Raw genomic sequence first — 14,820 nt, 5'->3', positions numbered from 1 at the left:
ATTAATAACCATACTTCACTTCTGTGAAAGAATAGACTAGCTGACGATAGTTAGTGTTTCTTAAACAAAAGCCAATCTTTAATTTGCTCAAAAAATATATTTTTTCAGTAATTGCTTAGTGTCTCAACTATACTAACCGCTATATTAGAAATTGCAAACGATGCTTATATTAACTTGACATATTCTGATTTAACTATAGCAATCCGCTTTGATTTGCAAAATCATTTGCGTAGGAAGGGAACTCTTAACAGGGAATCGGGAATCGGGAACGGGAAACAGAAGAAATAGTTTTTGTAATTTATGAGACGGCGGCTTCTAATAACTCAATTGTTCCCAAGGAGGCATCAATTTCTACTCGTGTTCCCACTGGTAAAATAAATTTGTCCTGAATGTGACCTATCATCGACCCGTACCAAGCTGGAATTCCTAAAGGGAGGATGTGGTCTTGCAATACCTGCATTAATGTCAGTGATGGTTCATCACCCAGGCTACAATCACTACATTGACCAAAAATAAAGCCAGCGATTTGGTTGAGTATACCAGCGTTTTTTAGCTGTGTTAACATCCGGTCTACCCGGTAGATGTCTTCATTTGTATCTTCTACGAACAAAATACTGTTGTACCAAGAGGGTAAGTAGGGTGAACCTACCATTGCACACAAGACTGATAAGTTACCACCGACAAGTTTACCTTTGGCTTTTCCTGGTGTGATGGTTTGTACTTGTCCTTCTGGAGAATTGGTATTTTTGAGTGTAACAGCTTGAGCATCAAAGAAAATGCGCTGGAGATAGTCCAACATAAAGGGAGTCCAAGTTGATGTGGCGACTGGGCCGTGAAAAGTCATAATTCGACTACGGGCATTAATAGCTAACAATAAAGCAGTGATATCGCTATAACCCATAAGAATTTTTGCGTGGGAGCGAATTAAGGGATAGTTGAGTAAAGGTAAAATTCGATTACAACCCCAGCCGCCACGGATAGCAAGAATAGCTGCGACTGAATTATCTGCAAACATATCATTTAAATCTTGGGCGCGATCGCTATCTTTCCCTGCTAAATAGCCGTAGCGATCAAAAATATGTTTACCTTGTTTGGTTTTTAATCCTAATTGGGTTAAATATTGCTGTACTTTTGCAATATATTTATGGTCAAAAATCCCAGCCGGAGCGACTAATCCCACCGTATCACCCACCTTCAAGCGTGGCGGTTTAATAATATCGTTGGGTGACAATTGCCCATAAACAGTAAGTTGAGGAATTTGGGTAGCCAATGTAGCTAAACTAAAAGTTTGCAAAAATTGACGGCGTTTAATTTTAGTCATTAGTCAATAGTCATTAGTTATTAGTCATTAGAGAACAGGGAACAGGGAACAGGAAACAGGGAACAGTTGTTCTCATCTCCTACCTTGTCTCCCCAGTCCCCAGTCCCCAGTCCCCAATCACCAATCCCTATTCCCACGTTGAAACATCACGCAAGACACCAGGAATTTCTCCTTGGGAGAGGGGAAACTCTAAGATAGTTTCTCGATAACCTAAGTATCCAGATTCGGCAAATGATGATAGCATTCTCGCTAGTGCTAGCCAGACTTCTGGTTCATATTCCCAATCACGGTAACGAGTAGAACGACCAGCAATTGAACGCAATGCCCAAAAATAGGAATTTCTGACTACGGAACCGCCTTTTTTGAACTCTGGTAGGTCTTCATGGTATAAAAACAGCACTTGATTGTCAATTTTGGCTCTCATTAGGGACTTATAACTAAAAAATAATCGATTGCTTTGTAGGCAGGTAGCGGAGGCAGAGGGGCTGACAGGTGTAGGTATTTTACAAACGTGGCTGAAATGGGGTTTTTCCGTTAGTTGAACACTCAAATTTTAGTCTTTGATTTTTTACCTAAGAACGAAATTTCGTTATTTGAACCACGTTTAGAACTCTGTTTGAGAGTGTCCACTCATGCCCACATCAAAAACCTACACCTGTCAGAGGCAGAGGGGCAGGGGGCAGGCTGACAGGTGTAGGTATTTTACAAACGTGGCTGAAATGGGGTTTTTCCGTTAGTTGAACACTCAAATTTTAGTCTTTGATTTTTTACCTAAGAACGAAATTTCGTTATTTGAACCACGTTTAGAACTCTGTTTGAGAGTGTCCACTCATGCCCACATCAAAAACCTACACCTGTCAGCAGGGGGCAGGGGGCAGGGAGACAAGGTAGACAAGGGAGACAAGGTAGACAAAGGAGACAAGGAAGTTGAGAAGAATAAACAATTCCCCAGTCACCAGTCACCAGTCCCCAGTCCCCAGTCCCCAGTCCCCAATCCCCAGTCCCCAGTCCCTAACCTCTCTTATTTAACAAATTCTTGGCAGTATTTTTTGATTCCAGGTTAAGTATACTGTGTAATGTTGTTAACAATTCTTTTTGTGTATATGGTTTGGCAAGTAATTTTTTAACTGGTAAATTTTTCGCTAGTTGATGACTATTTACTAAACCACTGACAGCCACAATTTTGACGTGGGGATTGATTTTTTGTAGGGCTTGAATTGTGGCGTTACCATCCATAGCGGGCATCATCATGTCTATGAGGACTAGGTTGATTTTATCTTGGTGTTGGGTATAGAGTGCGATCGCCTCTACTCCATCACTAGCAGTCAAGACTTGATAGTTGTAAGCTTCTAGTGAGATGGCTGTTGTTTCGAGAATTTGGGTTTCGTCATCAACAACTAAAATTAATTCACCGTTACCTTTAAATAGTTCTAAGTTTTCTGTTAATGAGCTAACTGCTGCTTCTACTGCTGGTAGAAATATTTTAAATTGTGTACCTTTCCCCTGTTCGCTATTAACTTTAATAAAACCATGATGACTTTTGATAATACCTTGTACAGTTGATAATCCTAGTCCTGTACCTTTACCTACATCTTTAGTGGTGAAAAATGGCTCAAATATTCTATCGAGAATTTCTGGTTCTATGCCTATACCCGTATCTGTGATAGAAATGACGATGTAAGAACCGACATTAGCATCAATATTCATACGGGCATAGTGTTCATCAATAAATAAATTTTCTGCACACAGGCTTAAATTACCACCTTTTGGCATGGCATCACGGGCATTAACTACTAAATTCATGAGTACCTGATGTAAATTAGTAGCATCACCAATGACTGTCCAAAGTTCTGGTTGAATTTTTGTCGAAAATTTAATCGATTTGGGAAATGTTTCTTGGACAATTTGGTTAATTTCGGAAAACAAATAGTTAATTTGCACAATTGTGCGCTTCCCTTCAACACCACGGGTAAACTGCAATACTTGCTTAACTAAGGCTGCACCACGTTTAGCATTAGACTCGATAGTTTGAAACATTCGTTGAGAGCGATCGTCAACATCGGGAAGTTTGATTTGTAATAGTTGGACAGCTGTTAAAATCGGGGTCAGGATATTATTTAAATCGTGAGCAATACCACCCGCTAATGTGCCAATACTCTCTAATCTTTGAGCGCGGAGAAACTGACTTTCCAGTTGCTTTTTCTCTGTAATATCAGTGTTAACTGTCAGAATTGATTGCGGGATTCCATTTGGATCGCGCATCACATTCCAACGACTAGCAACAATAATTTTTTTGCCTTGTTGAGTTACTTGATGCAGTTCACCTTGCCAAGAATCATCCGTGGCTAGACTATCAATGATATGCTGCAATTGAGGAAAATGTTCTTGTGCATATATTAATTGACTAACATTTTTACCAATTACTTCTTGAGATTGCCAGCCATATAAATTTTCTGCCCCCTGATTCCAGAAACATATATGCTGATTTAAGTCTATTACCAGCACAGCATCGGTGATTTTATCTAATAAAGCTGCTTGTTCTCTTAATTTATTTTCTGCTTGGATTCGCTCTTGAATTTCATCGGCTAAAAGTTGATTTTGTCCTTTTAGTTGTTTTGTCAGATTACATAGTTTGAGGTGAATTTTTACACGAGCTAATACTTCTTCGTGTTGTAATGGTTTGGTGATGTAGTCTACTGCACCTAGATTTAAGCCTTTAACTTTTTCTCCTATTTCTGAAAGGGCAGTCATAAAAATAACCGGAATATCTTTAGTTAATTCATTTTTCTTCAAGCGGTGACAAGTTTCAAAGCCATCTATTCCGGGCATAAGAATATCTAAAAGAATCAAATCAGGTGAAGCATATTCAGCCCTTGCTAAAGCACTTTCACCGTCTTCTGCAACTAATACTGTATATCCAGCATTGGCTAGAACATCAAACAGTATTTCTAAATTGATGGGAGTGTCATCAACTATGAGGATGACACCTTGATCAAGTGAATCACTAGGCATATATTTGGTATGTTTAATTTTTAAAAAAAGTTTAAAATTGTTTAAAAAAATCTACAATTTGCTTGCCTTTAAAAGCTTTGACAAGTTGACGTAAATAATAGCAAATGGAATTAGTTTTTTGTCTAATTCCTCTAGTTGTTCAACTCTTTGAGCAATAGCTCTTAGATTACCCTGCATTGCTAAATCTAGCAAAACTGTTAATTCATCAGACGATGGATTTGGTAGCCGCCAGTTGTCACCCAGGGGTATACCCCTAATAATAAATGAGAGTTATAAACATAATCATTTTGTTTTGATAGATGAGATATTAGACTAAAACCAGAATTTTAACTTGATATGTTTGGTGATTAATCAAGATGTTGTGAGGCTGAATATCTTGATGAATGATATGATTTTGATGTAATGGAGCTAAACTTCTGGCTAATTGCAGAGCTATGTTGATGACTCTTTGACTTGGTTGTATATATTATGGTTAATTTTGTAGATAGATTTTAAGTATTAGCTAAATTATTCTTTCATGAACATATAATTTAACTAAAGTTAATATTTTTGTGAGTATATACTTTACCTGAAAGTATAATTTTGTTTCAAAATAGCTATTTTTATTGGCAATACTACCTTAATGCTTGCAAACAAGATGTGTAGGCAAATATGATGTAGTTAAATAAGTATGTGTTGTAAACTTTAGAACAAATAGTAGATTAATTGGCTTTGATTACACAATTAGAAAACTTAACATTGGCGAAGTACGGTTTATCACTGCACACAACTACACCCCAACTAGGTTTAGCCATTAGTAATTTCGCTGGCAATACTCGTTTTCAGATTTGGGATTTAGGGCGTGATTTATCTAGTTATGTACATCAATATTTACTAGAATTCATCAAACCACAAACATGGCAAGATTTGGCATTTGTGGCGGTGGCTAAAGGGCCTGGAGGCTTTACGGGAACTCGAATTGGGTTGGTTCTGGCTCGCACTTTGGGGCAACAATTAGATATTCCGGTGTTGGGGGTGTCTACTTTAGCAGCAGTAGCCTGGTCTTATGGTAGCAAACATCAGGAAGGTAAAGCGATCGCCGTAGAAATGCCAGCCCAACGGGGACAGGTTTTTGGCGCGATTTATCAAGTTGCTTCCCAGAATTCCGGCTTAATCAATTTATTACCTGATACGGTATTGACACCAGAAGCATGGCAAGAAACCCTTGCTAACTGGGAAACTGACTATCAGCTGGTTACAGCTAAATCTGGGTTAGCAGCTACGGTGACGAGTATTTTACAACTAGCTCATTTTGATTGGCAACTAGGACAGCGTCCTCATTGGTCAGAAACTTTACCTTACTACGGTCAGCATCCAGTAGTTTAACTTAGCCAGATATCTTGCCAGTAATTATACTAGATTTAGCAAATTTTTGTATAATTATATGCCATCATAATTTATTTTAGGTTAGTTTATAAATTCCTACGTCAGTTCAAAATCACGATGTTCCATAATTGACAACTATGCAAAATACAGGAATTTATAAACACATTCAGCGCAGCAATCGCAATCTTTTGGCTGTCAACATCTGTTTAGTCTTATCTGTGATTGCTACAGCTGGGATGAATAGGCGATATTTATACAACTTCTTCTTTGGGCCTTTTCCTATAGATAATCAGACACTTTTATCCAACACCACACCAGACGGTAGATTACAGTATTTCTTCAAAATTCGTGGTAGTGAATCTTTAAATACTGGTGTTCAGGAAGTAGAAAGAGAGGTGAGTAAATCTACAGGAGAGACTAAAAACGAGACAGTCAAAGCACATTATTTGGCTTTAGTGATTGAACAAAAATTACTCCTAGTTAAAACACCTAATGCTAACGATTCTAAGGAATTTACTGGTGCATTGATAACTTTACCAAATGATGCTCGTGAAAAAATTGTCAATGAAGCCGAAGCCGAATTTCCGGCTTTGCGTGGCGTTTTTCTACCTTTAATGCTGGATGCTACGAATTTTCGGAACTCTGGATATATAGGACTAGGTGTAGGAATTCCTCTTTTCCTGTTGGGAGTGTGGAATTTATTTAACGTAGTTAAAAGGAAGGAGAACATAGAGAATCATCCAATTATGAATGATTTAAAAAGGTTTGGTTCTCCGAATGAGGTGGCATTTAAAATAGATTCTGAATTACAGATAGCAGGTGATAAATCTACTATTGGTCCTGCCCAAATTACACCTTCTTGGATACTAAGGTCTCATTTCTTTGGGTTAGAAATACTCAATTTAAATGAGATTGTTTGGATATATAAAAGCGTGACCACTCATTATAAATACTTTATTCCCGTCGGTAAAACTTATGCAGTAGTTATTTATAATCGTCAAGGAAGACTATTGGAAATTCCTTGTAAAGAGCAGGAAGTCAATAGTATTATTGAACAAGTCATTAACTATGTACCGTGGGTTGTAGCGGGATATAGTCAGGAGTTGCAAGATGTATGGCAGAAAAATTTCTCTCAAATGATTGAGTTCGTTGATATGAAGCGGCAAGAAATTAGTAATTAGCTATAATTTAGGGTTTGTAGTGGGAACTTTAGTTCTCTCTACGAGATGCTACGCGAACAAATCAGGACTAAAGTCCTTACTACGAACTAGAGTCAAGTTGTTCTAATTAGACTGCTATTGAATGTTAGCATTGCTATCATTTTCTGGATTGACTGTTTCCTCTTCTTGTGTTGCTGAATTAATCTTGTTTGTCTGCGGTGTCTGGATATTTTCTGGCATTTGTTGCTGTTTTTCGTCTGTTTTTTCTTGCACAACTTGAGTAGAATATATCTCTACATCTCGTTGGATGATATCTTCTACTTGACTAGCAAAAGTGTTAAATGCCTGCTCATGGTTGGGATATTGATGATAAATTCCTGCCAGTTGAGAAAATTGCCAGCCTTGGGTTTTTAAAGATTCAACTGTGCGACGATAATGCCGCCAACGTTCTCCGTAATGAAAGAATTCTTCCACCGCAGCACTAATTGCTACTACTTGACTTAAACCAAAAGTTGACCAAACAATAATTTCTTTGAGAGGAAAATTTTTATTATTGCCTAGAGAGGGATTATTAATACTATTGATACTCACCAAAGCAGGAAGAATTATCCCGCCAATAATGGTGGTGATTCTTAATTTATAGTAGCGATCGCGTGCTTGATTGGCTTTACCTTCCATCCAGAGGATTTGATCTAACCAGCGCGATCGCAAAAAATGTCTCTGCTCATCGCGCAGTTTAATAATTTCAAATAACTGATTAAAATCTTGCTTTAAAAATTCCTGGTAAGTATCTTTTTGCTTCGCCATTTTTCATTTTGAGGTAGACAGCACACTCTTCATTATTGCGGCTAAACTCTCAAATCCTCTTGTGGAATCAAATAAATTAACGTAGTGTATCATACCAGATTTAGCTAGTTCCGTAGCTCTAGAATCTGTCTTTTCTCCATGTAAGGCACTAGTGATCATATCTGCGGTTCTACCACTACCACCCACCACAATCACTAATCTTTTTGCCTTCACATTCTGGCAAGCATCCTCAAAAGTAATCTCACCACCATTGATCAATATAGTTAACGAAGGTGCGCCATTAGCCAAAACAGTGGCTAATTGAGCTAACCAAGGAGATTCATCACCCCAATTGTTACCAGGAACTAACACAAAATAATTGTGGTTTGGTTCTAAGGGTGTAGCATCAGCAGATGGTTCTAAACAATCGGGTAAAGCAACTTTACTTGCAGGTGCAACACCCACTAAAGCAAATTTCCCTCCGATTTGGGTACGTGCTTCACCCATGAGGCGCATTACTCCCGCATCAGTACCCCCATCGACAACATAAACACCCAAATTTTCAGCAATAGGAGCTAAAATCTCCCGAAACAAGCGTTGGATTTGCAGAAAATCTGCTTCACTCATCCTGCTTGCACCCCCTACAACTACTAGCGAAGGACGAGCCATCGGCAAACCCATTGCGGCGACAGCTTGGGGTAAATCTGTGATTTGTTGTACATAAATAGCAGATGCTATTTGCCCATTTTTAAAGCTTAATTGTAAAGGTTTTTCCATAGCCCTGTTTGTCAAGCAACATCAGGAATCAATTCCTGAGTGCCAGCTTGAACCCCAGTTACTATTCCCTAATGAATGGTAGTGTATGTATTGAAACTGTGTCATCAATTTGTTCATGACTGCTGCTGTTCTGTTAGAAAACGTCTACAAATTTTACAATCAAGTTCCTGTAGTTAATGATTTATCTTTCACCATCAAACCAGGAGAAATCTTCGCGCTCCTCGGCCCCAACGGTGCAGGAAAATCTACCACAATTAGGATGTTGACGACATTAACAAAACCGTCCCAAGGCCGGGTAGAGGTGGCTGGGTATGATGTGGTGCGCCAACCTATGCAAGCTAAACAAAATATTGGCGTAGTATTACAGTCAATCAGTGTGGATGGACAGTTAACTGTCTGGGAAAATCTGGAGTTGTACGCTAGATTACGCCATATTGCTAATCCCCAAAGACAGCAATTAATTAATCAATGGTTGGAGTATGTAGAACTAGCAAATAGACGGGATAGTTTGGTAAAAACCCTGTCTGGAGGAATGAAACGAAGATTACAGATAGCGAGAGCTTTGTTACATCAACCACAAATTTTATTTTTAGATGAACCCACAGTAGGACTCGACCCCCAAACTAGGCGACGACTGTGGGAGATGATTCGAGATTTAAATAAGCAGGGGATGACGATATTACTGACAACTCATTATATGGATGAGGTCGAGTTTCTCTGTGATGCTTTTGGCTGTAATCAACCCGGACGTATCGGCATTATGGATGGAGGTAAATTGATTTCTTTAGGCACGTTACAACAGTTGCGTTCGGTTCACGGTGAAGGTTTAGTGATGAAGCAATTGGATGTTAGCGCATCTGGAGCAGATAGTGCGCGACGTTGGGAATATTTATTTTTCCCTTCTCTTGCAGAAGCCAATAGTTATTTAGATCAACAGACAAATAAAACGGGAATGATGGTGCGTCCTTCTAATTTAGAAGATATTTTTGTTGAACTTACAGGACGAGAATTAGAGTGATTTAACCGCCTAATTCTTGTAACATCGCTTCCACTCTCGCTACTCCATCAGCGTCATTGCGTCGCCGATACAAGTCACGCGCTTTTTGCAATACACTGCTGGCTTGTTTGGTTTGTCGGCGTTGTTTGTACATGAGAGCCATAAATTCATAGGTTTGAGCATAGTTTTTATCTATACTAAGTGCTTGCTCAAAAGCCCAATTAGCGGCTGTAAAGTCTCCCATACGGGATTGGGTCACACCTAAGCCTATGTAAGCGTTGATATGATTGCGGTTGAGTTGGATGGCGCGGCGATAGGCTTCCTTAGCTCCAGCAGTATCACCCATATTGCCTTTGATGTAACCGACAGCGTAGTAAAAATCGCTGTTGTTGGAGTCGATGGCGATCGCCCGACGGTATGCTGTTAATGCTGCTTGAAAATTTCCTTGTTGAGCGTAGAGATAACCTATACCAGAGTGGATTTTAGCATTGCGATTATCTATGGCGGCGGCTCGTTGATAAACTGCGATCGCCCCATTGTAATCCCCAGCATCCACCAGTCGCTTTCCTTCCTCTAAAAGAGGCTTTAATTCTGCTCTATTAGCTTGCACAACCAAAGTTTGCGCCTGTGCTACAGATGGCATACTCCAAACACTACATCCTAACAATAAAATTCCCACTATAAGTGATATGCGTTTGTACACAGTAAAATCCCCTAAATTATGGTGAACTTTTTTCTTGTTCATTAAAACAAAAATTTTACTTTTTGAAAACTGTATTTGTCTACCTTCATAAAATATTAATAATCAGTATATTACTTAGCAATTCCATCTGTCAAAATCTAGAAATTATACGTAGATTAATCATAAATACTTGACGATGAAATATACTGTATAAATCAATTCAAAGCTCCAATTAAATCTGCTTTAATCAGTTATATTTTATTGGGTATAAATAAAAGCGAAATCAGCCATCAAGTTTGTCACACCAATGTTCTAGCAAAATCAACTGCTATACTAGCATCGGGGGATTACTCAAGGATATATCAAATTTCTCTGGCGATCGTTCCCAAATTTCTCATAATTTTGTTGCTATTTTTTAGCTAAAATTCACCCCTACAGTAGACAGTAACGCAAATAACAGTGTGTGTTATAGAAAACACCGATGGTAATAATACATAGATGCAAACCAATATCCCATATATGAGGATTTAATGATGATTCTAACTACCACTGATGTGATTCAAGGCGGAGTAATTGACGCATACTTAGGTATTGTGACGGCAGAAGTAGTTTATGGCAGTAATTTTCTGCGGGATTTTTTAGCTAGTATTCGAGATGTGATTGGTGGACGCACTGGTAGTTACGAACGCCTATTTGAGCAAGGACAAAAAAAAGCCATAGAAGAATTAGGACAACGAGCCGCGCGTTTAGGAGCTAACGCTGTTATTGGCATTGAAATTGACACAGGTACTATTAATGTTGATCAATCAGGAGTGTTATTACTAATTACTGCCACAGGCACGGCGGTAAAATTACGTTAGTTGAGGTCTTTTTGTCTGAATTGCTTTTAGTAGAGTTGCTCGTATTCGTCTGCTACACAAATTATCATAGTCAAAATTCCCGGCTAAAAAAGTCGGGGATTTGAACAACCAGCAACCTGTCAAAAGCGATTTTTTGGATTAGTAATTCCTGACTACTAAAGAGATTTAAATTCGCTTATATTAGTTAACTCAGTTGCATTTATCTTAATAAGTTTGTGGAAAAAGAAGTAAATTGTGTGTGAATAATGCCAAATAAGCTGCATAAGATTTAAGTAGAATAAGGTGAATAATTAAAGGTTTGTAGTAAGAACTTTAGTTCTTAGAAAAGGACTAAAGTCCTTACTACAAACTAAAACTTAGTATTTTACATTGCTTAATATGGCTTGTTTTCTTCCAGTTGTTCTACTTACAAGCAAAAACAAAAATGATCATGAAAATAGTAGACAAGCACTGAAGCAATTAAAAATTATCAATAATAAAACTTATTTATGGAAATAAACATAATTGTTTGTTACTACTGGCGATAGAGCTAATAACTCTTTCTGCTGATAGATATTAAAAATAAAGATTCACCATTTAATTTTAAACGTAAGCAATAAAAATAACTAACTTGAAAATACTTTGCTCGATAAAACAGCAAGGGAGAATGTAGATTATGTCATACATAAATCGCGTAGGTGATGATGTCGTTCAGCCTGAGCCTGGAGTCATAGCCAGTAGAGTCGGTGAATATCATGATCGTGTGCGCTGGGGGCCGATTATTTCAGGTGTGTTGGTGGCTTTAGCTACACAGTTAATATTGAGTTCTTTATTTGCAGCTATTGGAGCCGGTACAATTGCAGGTTCGGGTGCGCCAAGAAGCATCACCCCCGGAGTTGCTAACAATATAGGGATTTGGTCAACTATTGCTTTATTAATTTCTCTCTTTGTGGGGGGTTGGGTGACAAGTCGCGCTTGTGGCCCCATGAACCGTAATACAGCCCTCCTCAACGGTGCAATTTTGTGGGCGACTACTTTGGCTTTGAGTTCTTGGCTATTAGCAAGTGGCGTATCTGGTGCTTTTGGTGTTGCGGCAAGCAATGCTGGAGCAGTTATCAATCAGGTACAACAGCCAGGAGGTGCATCTTTACCCCAAAACGTTCCTCAATTAACCCCTGAACAAGCTCGCGATATTGCTTCTGCTACTTCTAAAGCTTTGTGGTGGTTTGTTCTTGGTTCTTTGTTAGGTTTAGCCGCAGCTTTGATGGGTGCAGCTTTAGGAGTTCGTAGTCCCCGAACCAATGGCTATCATCACACTTAATAATTCAACACAAACAACCTATATCTATACTCGTTACTTAGTGATAGCTAGTAACGAGTTTTTGTTATCAAATATTAACTGGAGACGACTAAAGTTCAGGAAAAGCACGCCAATTATTTTTGATACAACCTTTATGGAAAAAGCCAAAAAGACTGCTATCCCTCTCATCCTTGCATGACAGAAATCTCTAGTCATTTGTTACACTTACGTAATACATCATATTTTTATACTAATTAAGTCGTAAGTTCATAATCTTTCTGTTTAGACACTATATATTGAGGAAGTATACTACACAGAAAATACTGAATTTAAATGTTAATACCAGAAGTTACTATCGTTGTTGTACAACGTGAGAGATTTAGTTATACGCAATTTTCCTTAGAAGGCATTTATCAACATACTAATATTCCCTTTAAATTGATTTACATTGATGGCAATTCACCCCAACCAATTAAGCAATATTTAGAAGTACAATCCCAAGTAAAAGGGTTTCAATTAATCCGTCAGGAAAAGTATTTATCTCCCAATCAAGCACGTAATCTAGGCTTAAGTTATGTTGATACAAAATATGTAGTATTTATTGATAATGATGTCCAAGTAACAGCAAATTGGTTGGAAAATCTAGTACAGTGCGCCCAAGAAACAGCAGCATGGGTGGTGGGGCCACTTTATTTAGATGGAATACATGGAAAACTAGACAACCAGAATATTCACATGGCTGGTGGTATTTGTGAATTTCAAGAACAAGAGGGAAAAAGAAACTTACGTGAACAACGTTGCTTTGCCAAGAATTTGTTACCTGCTGTTAAATCTCAACTCCAACAATCACCGACTCAGTTGATAGAATTTCATTGCTTTTTAGTGCAAACAGATGTTTTAAAACAGATGGGTGGTTTTGATGAAAACATCTTTAGTTTAGGAGAAGAATCTGATTTTTGCTTATCGGTGCGTGCAATGGATGGAGCTATTTATTTTGCACCCAATAGCATTGTTATCTATGTATTTCCAATACCGTTAAAGTGGTATGATTTACGTTATTTTCTCCTACGTTGGAGTGATCAGTGGAATAAAGCTTCTTTAAATTATTTTCAGAAAAAGTGGAATTTAGCTCCTGAAGCTAGATTCATGACTGTAGGTTATAATTGGGCGAATCGTCATCGATTAATGCCGCTACAGCCGATACAAGAATTTTTGTTAAATCTTTTATCGTGGAATTTGCATTCTCCAAGATATATGAAATTCCGTGAATTTGTGGAAAGTATGCTTAACCGCTTATTCGTGAAGCATAAGCAGCAAAAAATTTAAAGTTATCGCTCAACATATTACCACTTTAAATAGGCAGATTCTAAACCTTCTTCCCTTCTTACCTTCCCATCTTTTTCAAACCAAGCAATTACTTGTTGTGTAGTTAAATCTTCAATTGCCACGCCATATTCTTGGGCGATGTGTTTTAAGAGTTTCAAAGAAGAAATAGTCAGGCGAGTTAAAAATTTTTCTGGCGATGATAACAGGGCTGCGTCTACTTTCTCTGACTCTTCTAAGCTGAGAAATTGAGTTGATGGTTGTTGTGATGGTAAATCCATAGAACAATTCAAAATTCAAAATTCAAAATTCAAAATTGAGAAACCGAACCGCAGTAGGTGTAAGAGCTTAAAAGTTAGCTTTGGATGATATGATCCGAGCATTGGTAAAAGCCTTTACCAATTGGTTGGGATGGATGACCTAAACTAGCTGTGAAAACTAATTTGCATATTTGATTTTTTTAGTTTCTCCACCTAAAAGTTACATTATTGTCATTGTCAATACAAGCTAAAAACTGTCTCCTCTGCTCCCCTGCTCCCTGCTCCCCTGCTTATTTACGAGCTTGCACTAGATAGCCGCAACGATGTTCGCCGTTGATTAGCCAGTGGGTACGCTCCACTGTACAGTCTGGCAAAACAGCCGCAAACATTTCTAGTTCATGGCCGCACACACTGGGGAATGACTCCGCCACATTAGAAATTGCACAGTTGTGTTCCATGAAAATAAACCTTTGCTCCTCTCTGGGGTGAGGAGAATTAACAGGGTGATATTCCGCCATGAAACCTTCGGCTTTTCGCAGTTCAACTAAATTCGCTACCCGTTCTTCGAGTGAACCGTTACCAACGCGATCGCGGTATTCTTGGGCTTTGCGTTCCCATTGTTTTTGTAAGATGGTCTTAAATTGGTCTTGTCCTACCGTTTCCGCTAACGTATCAAGGAGCGAAACGGCAAAATCACCGTGGCGATCGCTAGCTGATTTATGCAGGCGTTCCCTTCCCTGGCGACTCAATTCATAAACGTGCTGTGGTCGCCCCATCCCAGCCTGTACTGTGGTGGAATAGATAATTAGCTCCTCCATCTCCAAATCTTTGAGATGGCGACGAATCGCTTGGGGGCTGACATCCAAAATTTCCGCCAAGTCAAGGGCTGTGGCTTGGGAATGCTTGAGGAGATACTCTAGGATCTCTTGCTTAGTTGAGGACTGTTGAGTAGTCGCCATCTTAGTCCAAAAAATTTTTTGAGAAAATTTGACTTTGAC

General features: G+C 38.6%; 16 protein-coding genes. 7 read left to right on the top strand and 9 right to left on the bottom strand.

Annotated features, from left to right (window positions below):
- Window positions 1–298 precede the first annotated feature (298 nt).
- Both ACQFX9_RS22805 and ACQFX9_RS22800 read right to left on the bottom strand, forming a co-directional pair.
- Window positions 299–1,321: a S66 peptidase family protein gene (locus ACQFX9_RS22805; protein WP_427158718.1), complete on the bottom strand. Its 1,023-nt coding sequence runs from the start codon at window positions 1,319–1,321 to the stop codon at window positions 299–301.
- Between the two features lie 127 nt (window positions 1,322–1,448).
- Window positions 1,449–1,745 carry a hypothetical protein gene (locus ACQFX9_RS22800; RefSeq protein ID WP_427158716.1) on the bottom strand — a complete coding sequence of 99 codons (297 nt, stop codon included), beginning with the start codon at window positions 1,743–1,745 and terminating at the stop codon, window positions 1,449–1,451.
- Between the two features lie 313 nt (window positions 1,746–2,058).
- Between ACQFX9_RS22800 and ACQFX9_RS22795 the strand changes: the two genes are divergently transcribed.
- The gene (locus ACQFX9_RS22795; RefSeq protein WP_427158715.1) at window positions 2,059–2,385 is read left to right on the top strand and encodes a hypothetical protein; all 327 of its coding nucleotides are present in this window, start codon (window positions 2,059–2,061) and stop codon (window positions 2,383–2,385) included.
- Here ACQFX9_RS22795 and ACQFX9_RS22790 read toward each other — a convergent pair.
- Window positions 2,333–4,333 carry an ATP-binding response regulator gene (locus tag ACQFX9_RS22790; protein WP_427158714.1) on the bottom strand — a complete coding sequence of 667 codons (2,001 nt, stop codon included), beginning with the start codon at window positions 4,331–4,333 and terminating at the stop codon, window positions 2,333–2,335. The two genes, ACQFX9_RS22795 and ACQFX9_RS22790, sit on opposite strands and share 53 nt — an antisense overlap.
- 307 nt (window positions 4,334–4,640) lie before the next feature.
- On the bottom strand, window positions 4,641–4,763 hold the full coding sequence (locus ACQFX9_RS22785) for a hypothetical protein (RefSeq protein WP_427162979.1): 123 nt from the start codon (window positions 4,761–4,763) through the stop codon (window positions 4,641–4,643).
- A gap of 281 nt (window positions 4,764–5,044) precedes the next feature.
- Here ACQFX9_RS22785 and tsaB point away from each other — a divergent pair, with 281 nt between their 5' ends.
- On the top strand, window positions 5,045–5,698 hold the full coding sequence (tsaB, locus tag ACQFX9_RS22780; RefSeq protein ID WP_427162978.1) for a tRNA (adenosine(37)-N6)-threonylcarbamoyltransferase complex dimerization subunit type 1 TsaB: 654 nt from the start codon (window positions 5,045–5,047) through the stop codon (window positions 5,696–5,698).
- Between the two features lie 137 nt (window positions 5,699–5,835).
- Complete coding sequence (locus tag ACQFX9_RS22775; protein WP_427158713.1) at window positions 5,836–6,879, top strand: DUF6709 family protein; 1,044 nt, start codon at window positions 5,836–5,838, stop codon at window positions 6,877–6,879.
- Window positions 6,880–6,993: 114 nt separating this feature from the next.
- Here the strand turns inward: ACQFX9_RS22775 and ACQFX9_RS22770 are convergent, their stop codons facing one another.
- Window positions 6,994–7,665, bottom strand: coding sequence for a DUF4231 domain-containing protein (locus ACQFX9_RS22770; RefSeq protein ID WP_427158711.1), 672 nt, complete (start codon window positions 7,663–7,665; stop codon window positions 6,994–6,996).
- A gap of 3 nt (window positions 7,666–7,668) precedes the next feature.
- Window positions 7,669–8,421 carry a hypothetical protein gene (locus ACQFX9_RS22765; RefSeq protein WP_427158710.1) on the bottom strand — a complete coding sequence of 251 codons (753 nt, stop codon included), beginning with the start codon at window positions 8,419–8,421 and terminating at the stop codon, window positions 7,669–7,671.
- A 115-nt stretch (window positions 8,422–8,536) separates the two neighbouring features.
- On the opposite strand from ACQFX9_RS22765, the gene ACQFX9_RS22760 reads away from it, so the two are divergent.
- Window positions 8,537–9,439, top strand: coding sequence for an ABC transporter ATP-binding protein (locus tag ACQFX9_RS22760; RefSeq protein WP_427158708.1), 903 nt, complete (start codon window positions 8,537–8,539; stop codon window positions 9,437–9,439).
- A gap of 1 nt (window position 9,440) precedes the next feature.
- On the opposite strand, the gene ACQFX9_RS22755 is transcribed toward ACQFX9_RS22760, so the two are convergent.
- The gene (locus ACQFX9_RS22755; protein WP_427162977.1) at window positions 9,441–10,121 is read right to left on the bottom strand and encodes a tetratricopeptide repeat protein; all 681 of its coding nucleotides are present in this window, start codon (window positions 10,119–10,121) and stop codon (window positions 9,441–9,443) included.
- A gap of 512 nt (window positions 10,122–10,633) precedes the next feature.
- Here ACQFX9_RS22755 and ACQFX9_RS22750 point away from each other — a divergent pair.
- The 3 genes from ACQFX9_RS22750 (at window position 10,634) to ACQFX9_RS22740 (ending at window position 13,565) form a co-directional block, all read left to right on the top strand.
- Complete coding sequence (locus ACQFX9_RS22750; RefSeq protein WP_427162976.1) at window positions 10,634–10,960, top strand: YbjQ family protein; 327 nt, start codon at window positions 10,634–10,636, stop codon at window positions 10,958–10,960.
- Between the two features lie 655 nt (window positions 10,961–11,615).
- The gene (locus ACQFX9_RS22745; protein ID WP_427158707.1) at window positions 11,616–12,260 is read left to right on the top strand and encodes a hypothetical protein; all 645 of its coding nucleotides are present in this window, start codon (window positions 11,616–11,618) and stop codon (window positions 12,258–12,260) included.
- 312 nt (window positions 12,261–12,572) lie between these two features.
- Complete coding sequence (locus ACQFX9_RS22740) at window positions 12,573–13,565, top strand: glycosyltransferase family 2 protein (protein ID WP_427158705.1); 993 nt, start codon at window positions 12,573–12,575, stop codon at window positions 13,563–13,565.
- Window positions 13,566–13,582: 17 nt separating this feature from the next.
- Here the strand turns inward: ACQFX9_RS22740 and ACQFX9_RS22735 are convergent, their stop codons facing one another.
- Together ACQFX9_RS22735 and sufR are read right to left on the bottom strand one after the other, a co-directional pair.
- Window positions 13,583–13,843 carry a hypothetical protein gene (locus ACQFX9_RS22735; RefSeq protein ID WP_236143517.1) on the bottom strand — a complete coding sequence of 87 codons (261 nt, stop codon included), beginning with the start codon at window positions 13,841–13,843 and terminating at the stop codon, window positions 13,583–13,585.
- Between the two features lie 269 nt (window positions 13,844–14,112).
- The gene (gene sufR / locus ACQFX9_RS22730; RefSeq protein ID WP_427158703.1) at window positions 14,113–14,781 is read right to left on the bottom strand and encodes an iron-sulfur cluster biosynthesis transcriptional regulator SufR; all 669 of its coding nucleotides are present in this window, start codon (window positions 14,779–14,781) and stop codon (window positions 14,113–14,115) included.
- Window positions 14,782–14,820 lie beyond the last annotated feature (39 nt).

It is taken from the genome of Aliinostoc sp. HNIBRCY26 (assembly GCF_050235535.1).
Classification (GTDB): domain Bacteria; phylum Cyanobacteriota; class Cyanobacteriia; order Cyanobacteriales; family Nostocaceae; genus Trichormus.
Note: the sequence above shows the minus strand (reverse complement) of the source record. Positions and strands in the feature narration are given on the sequence as shown.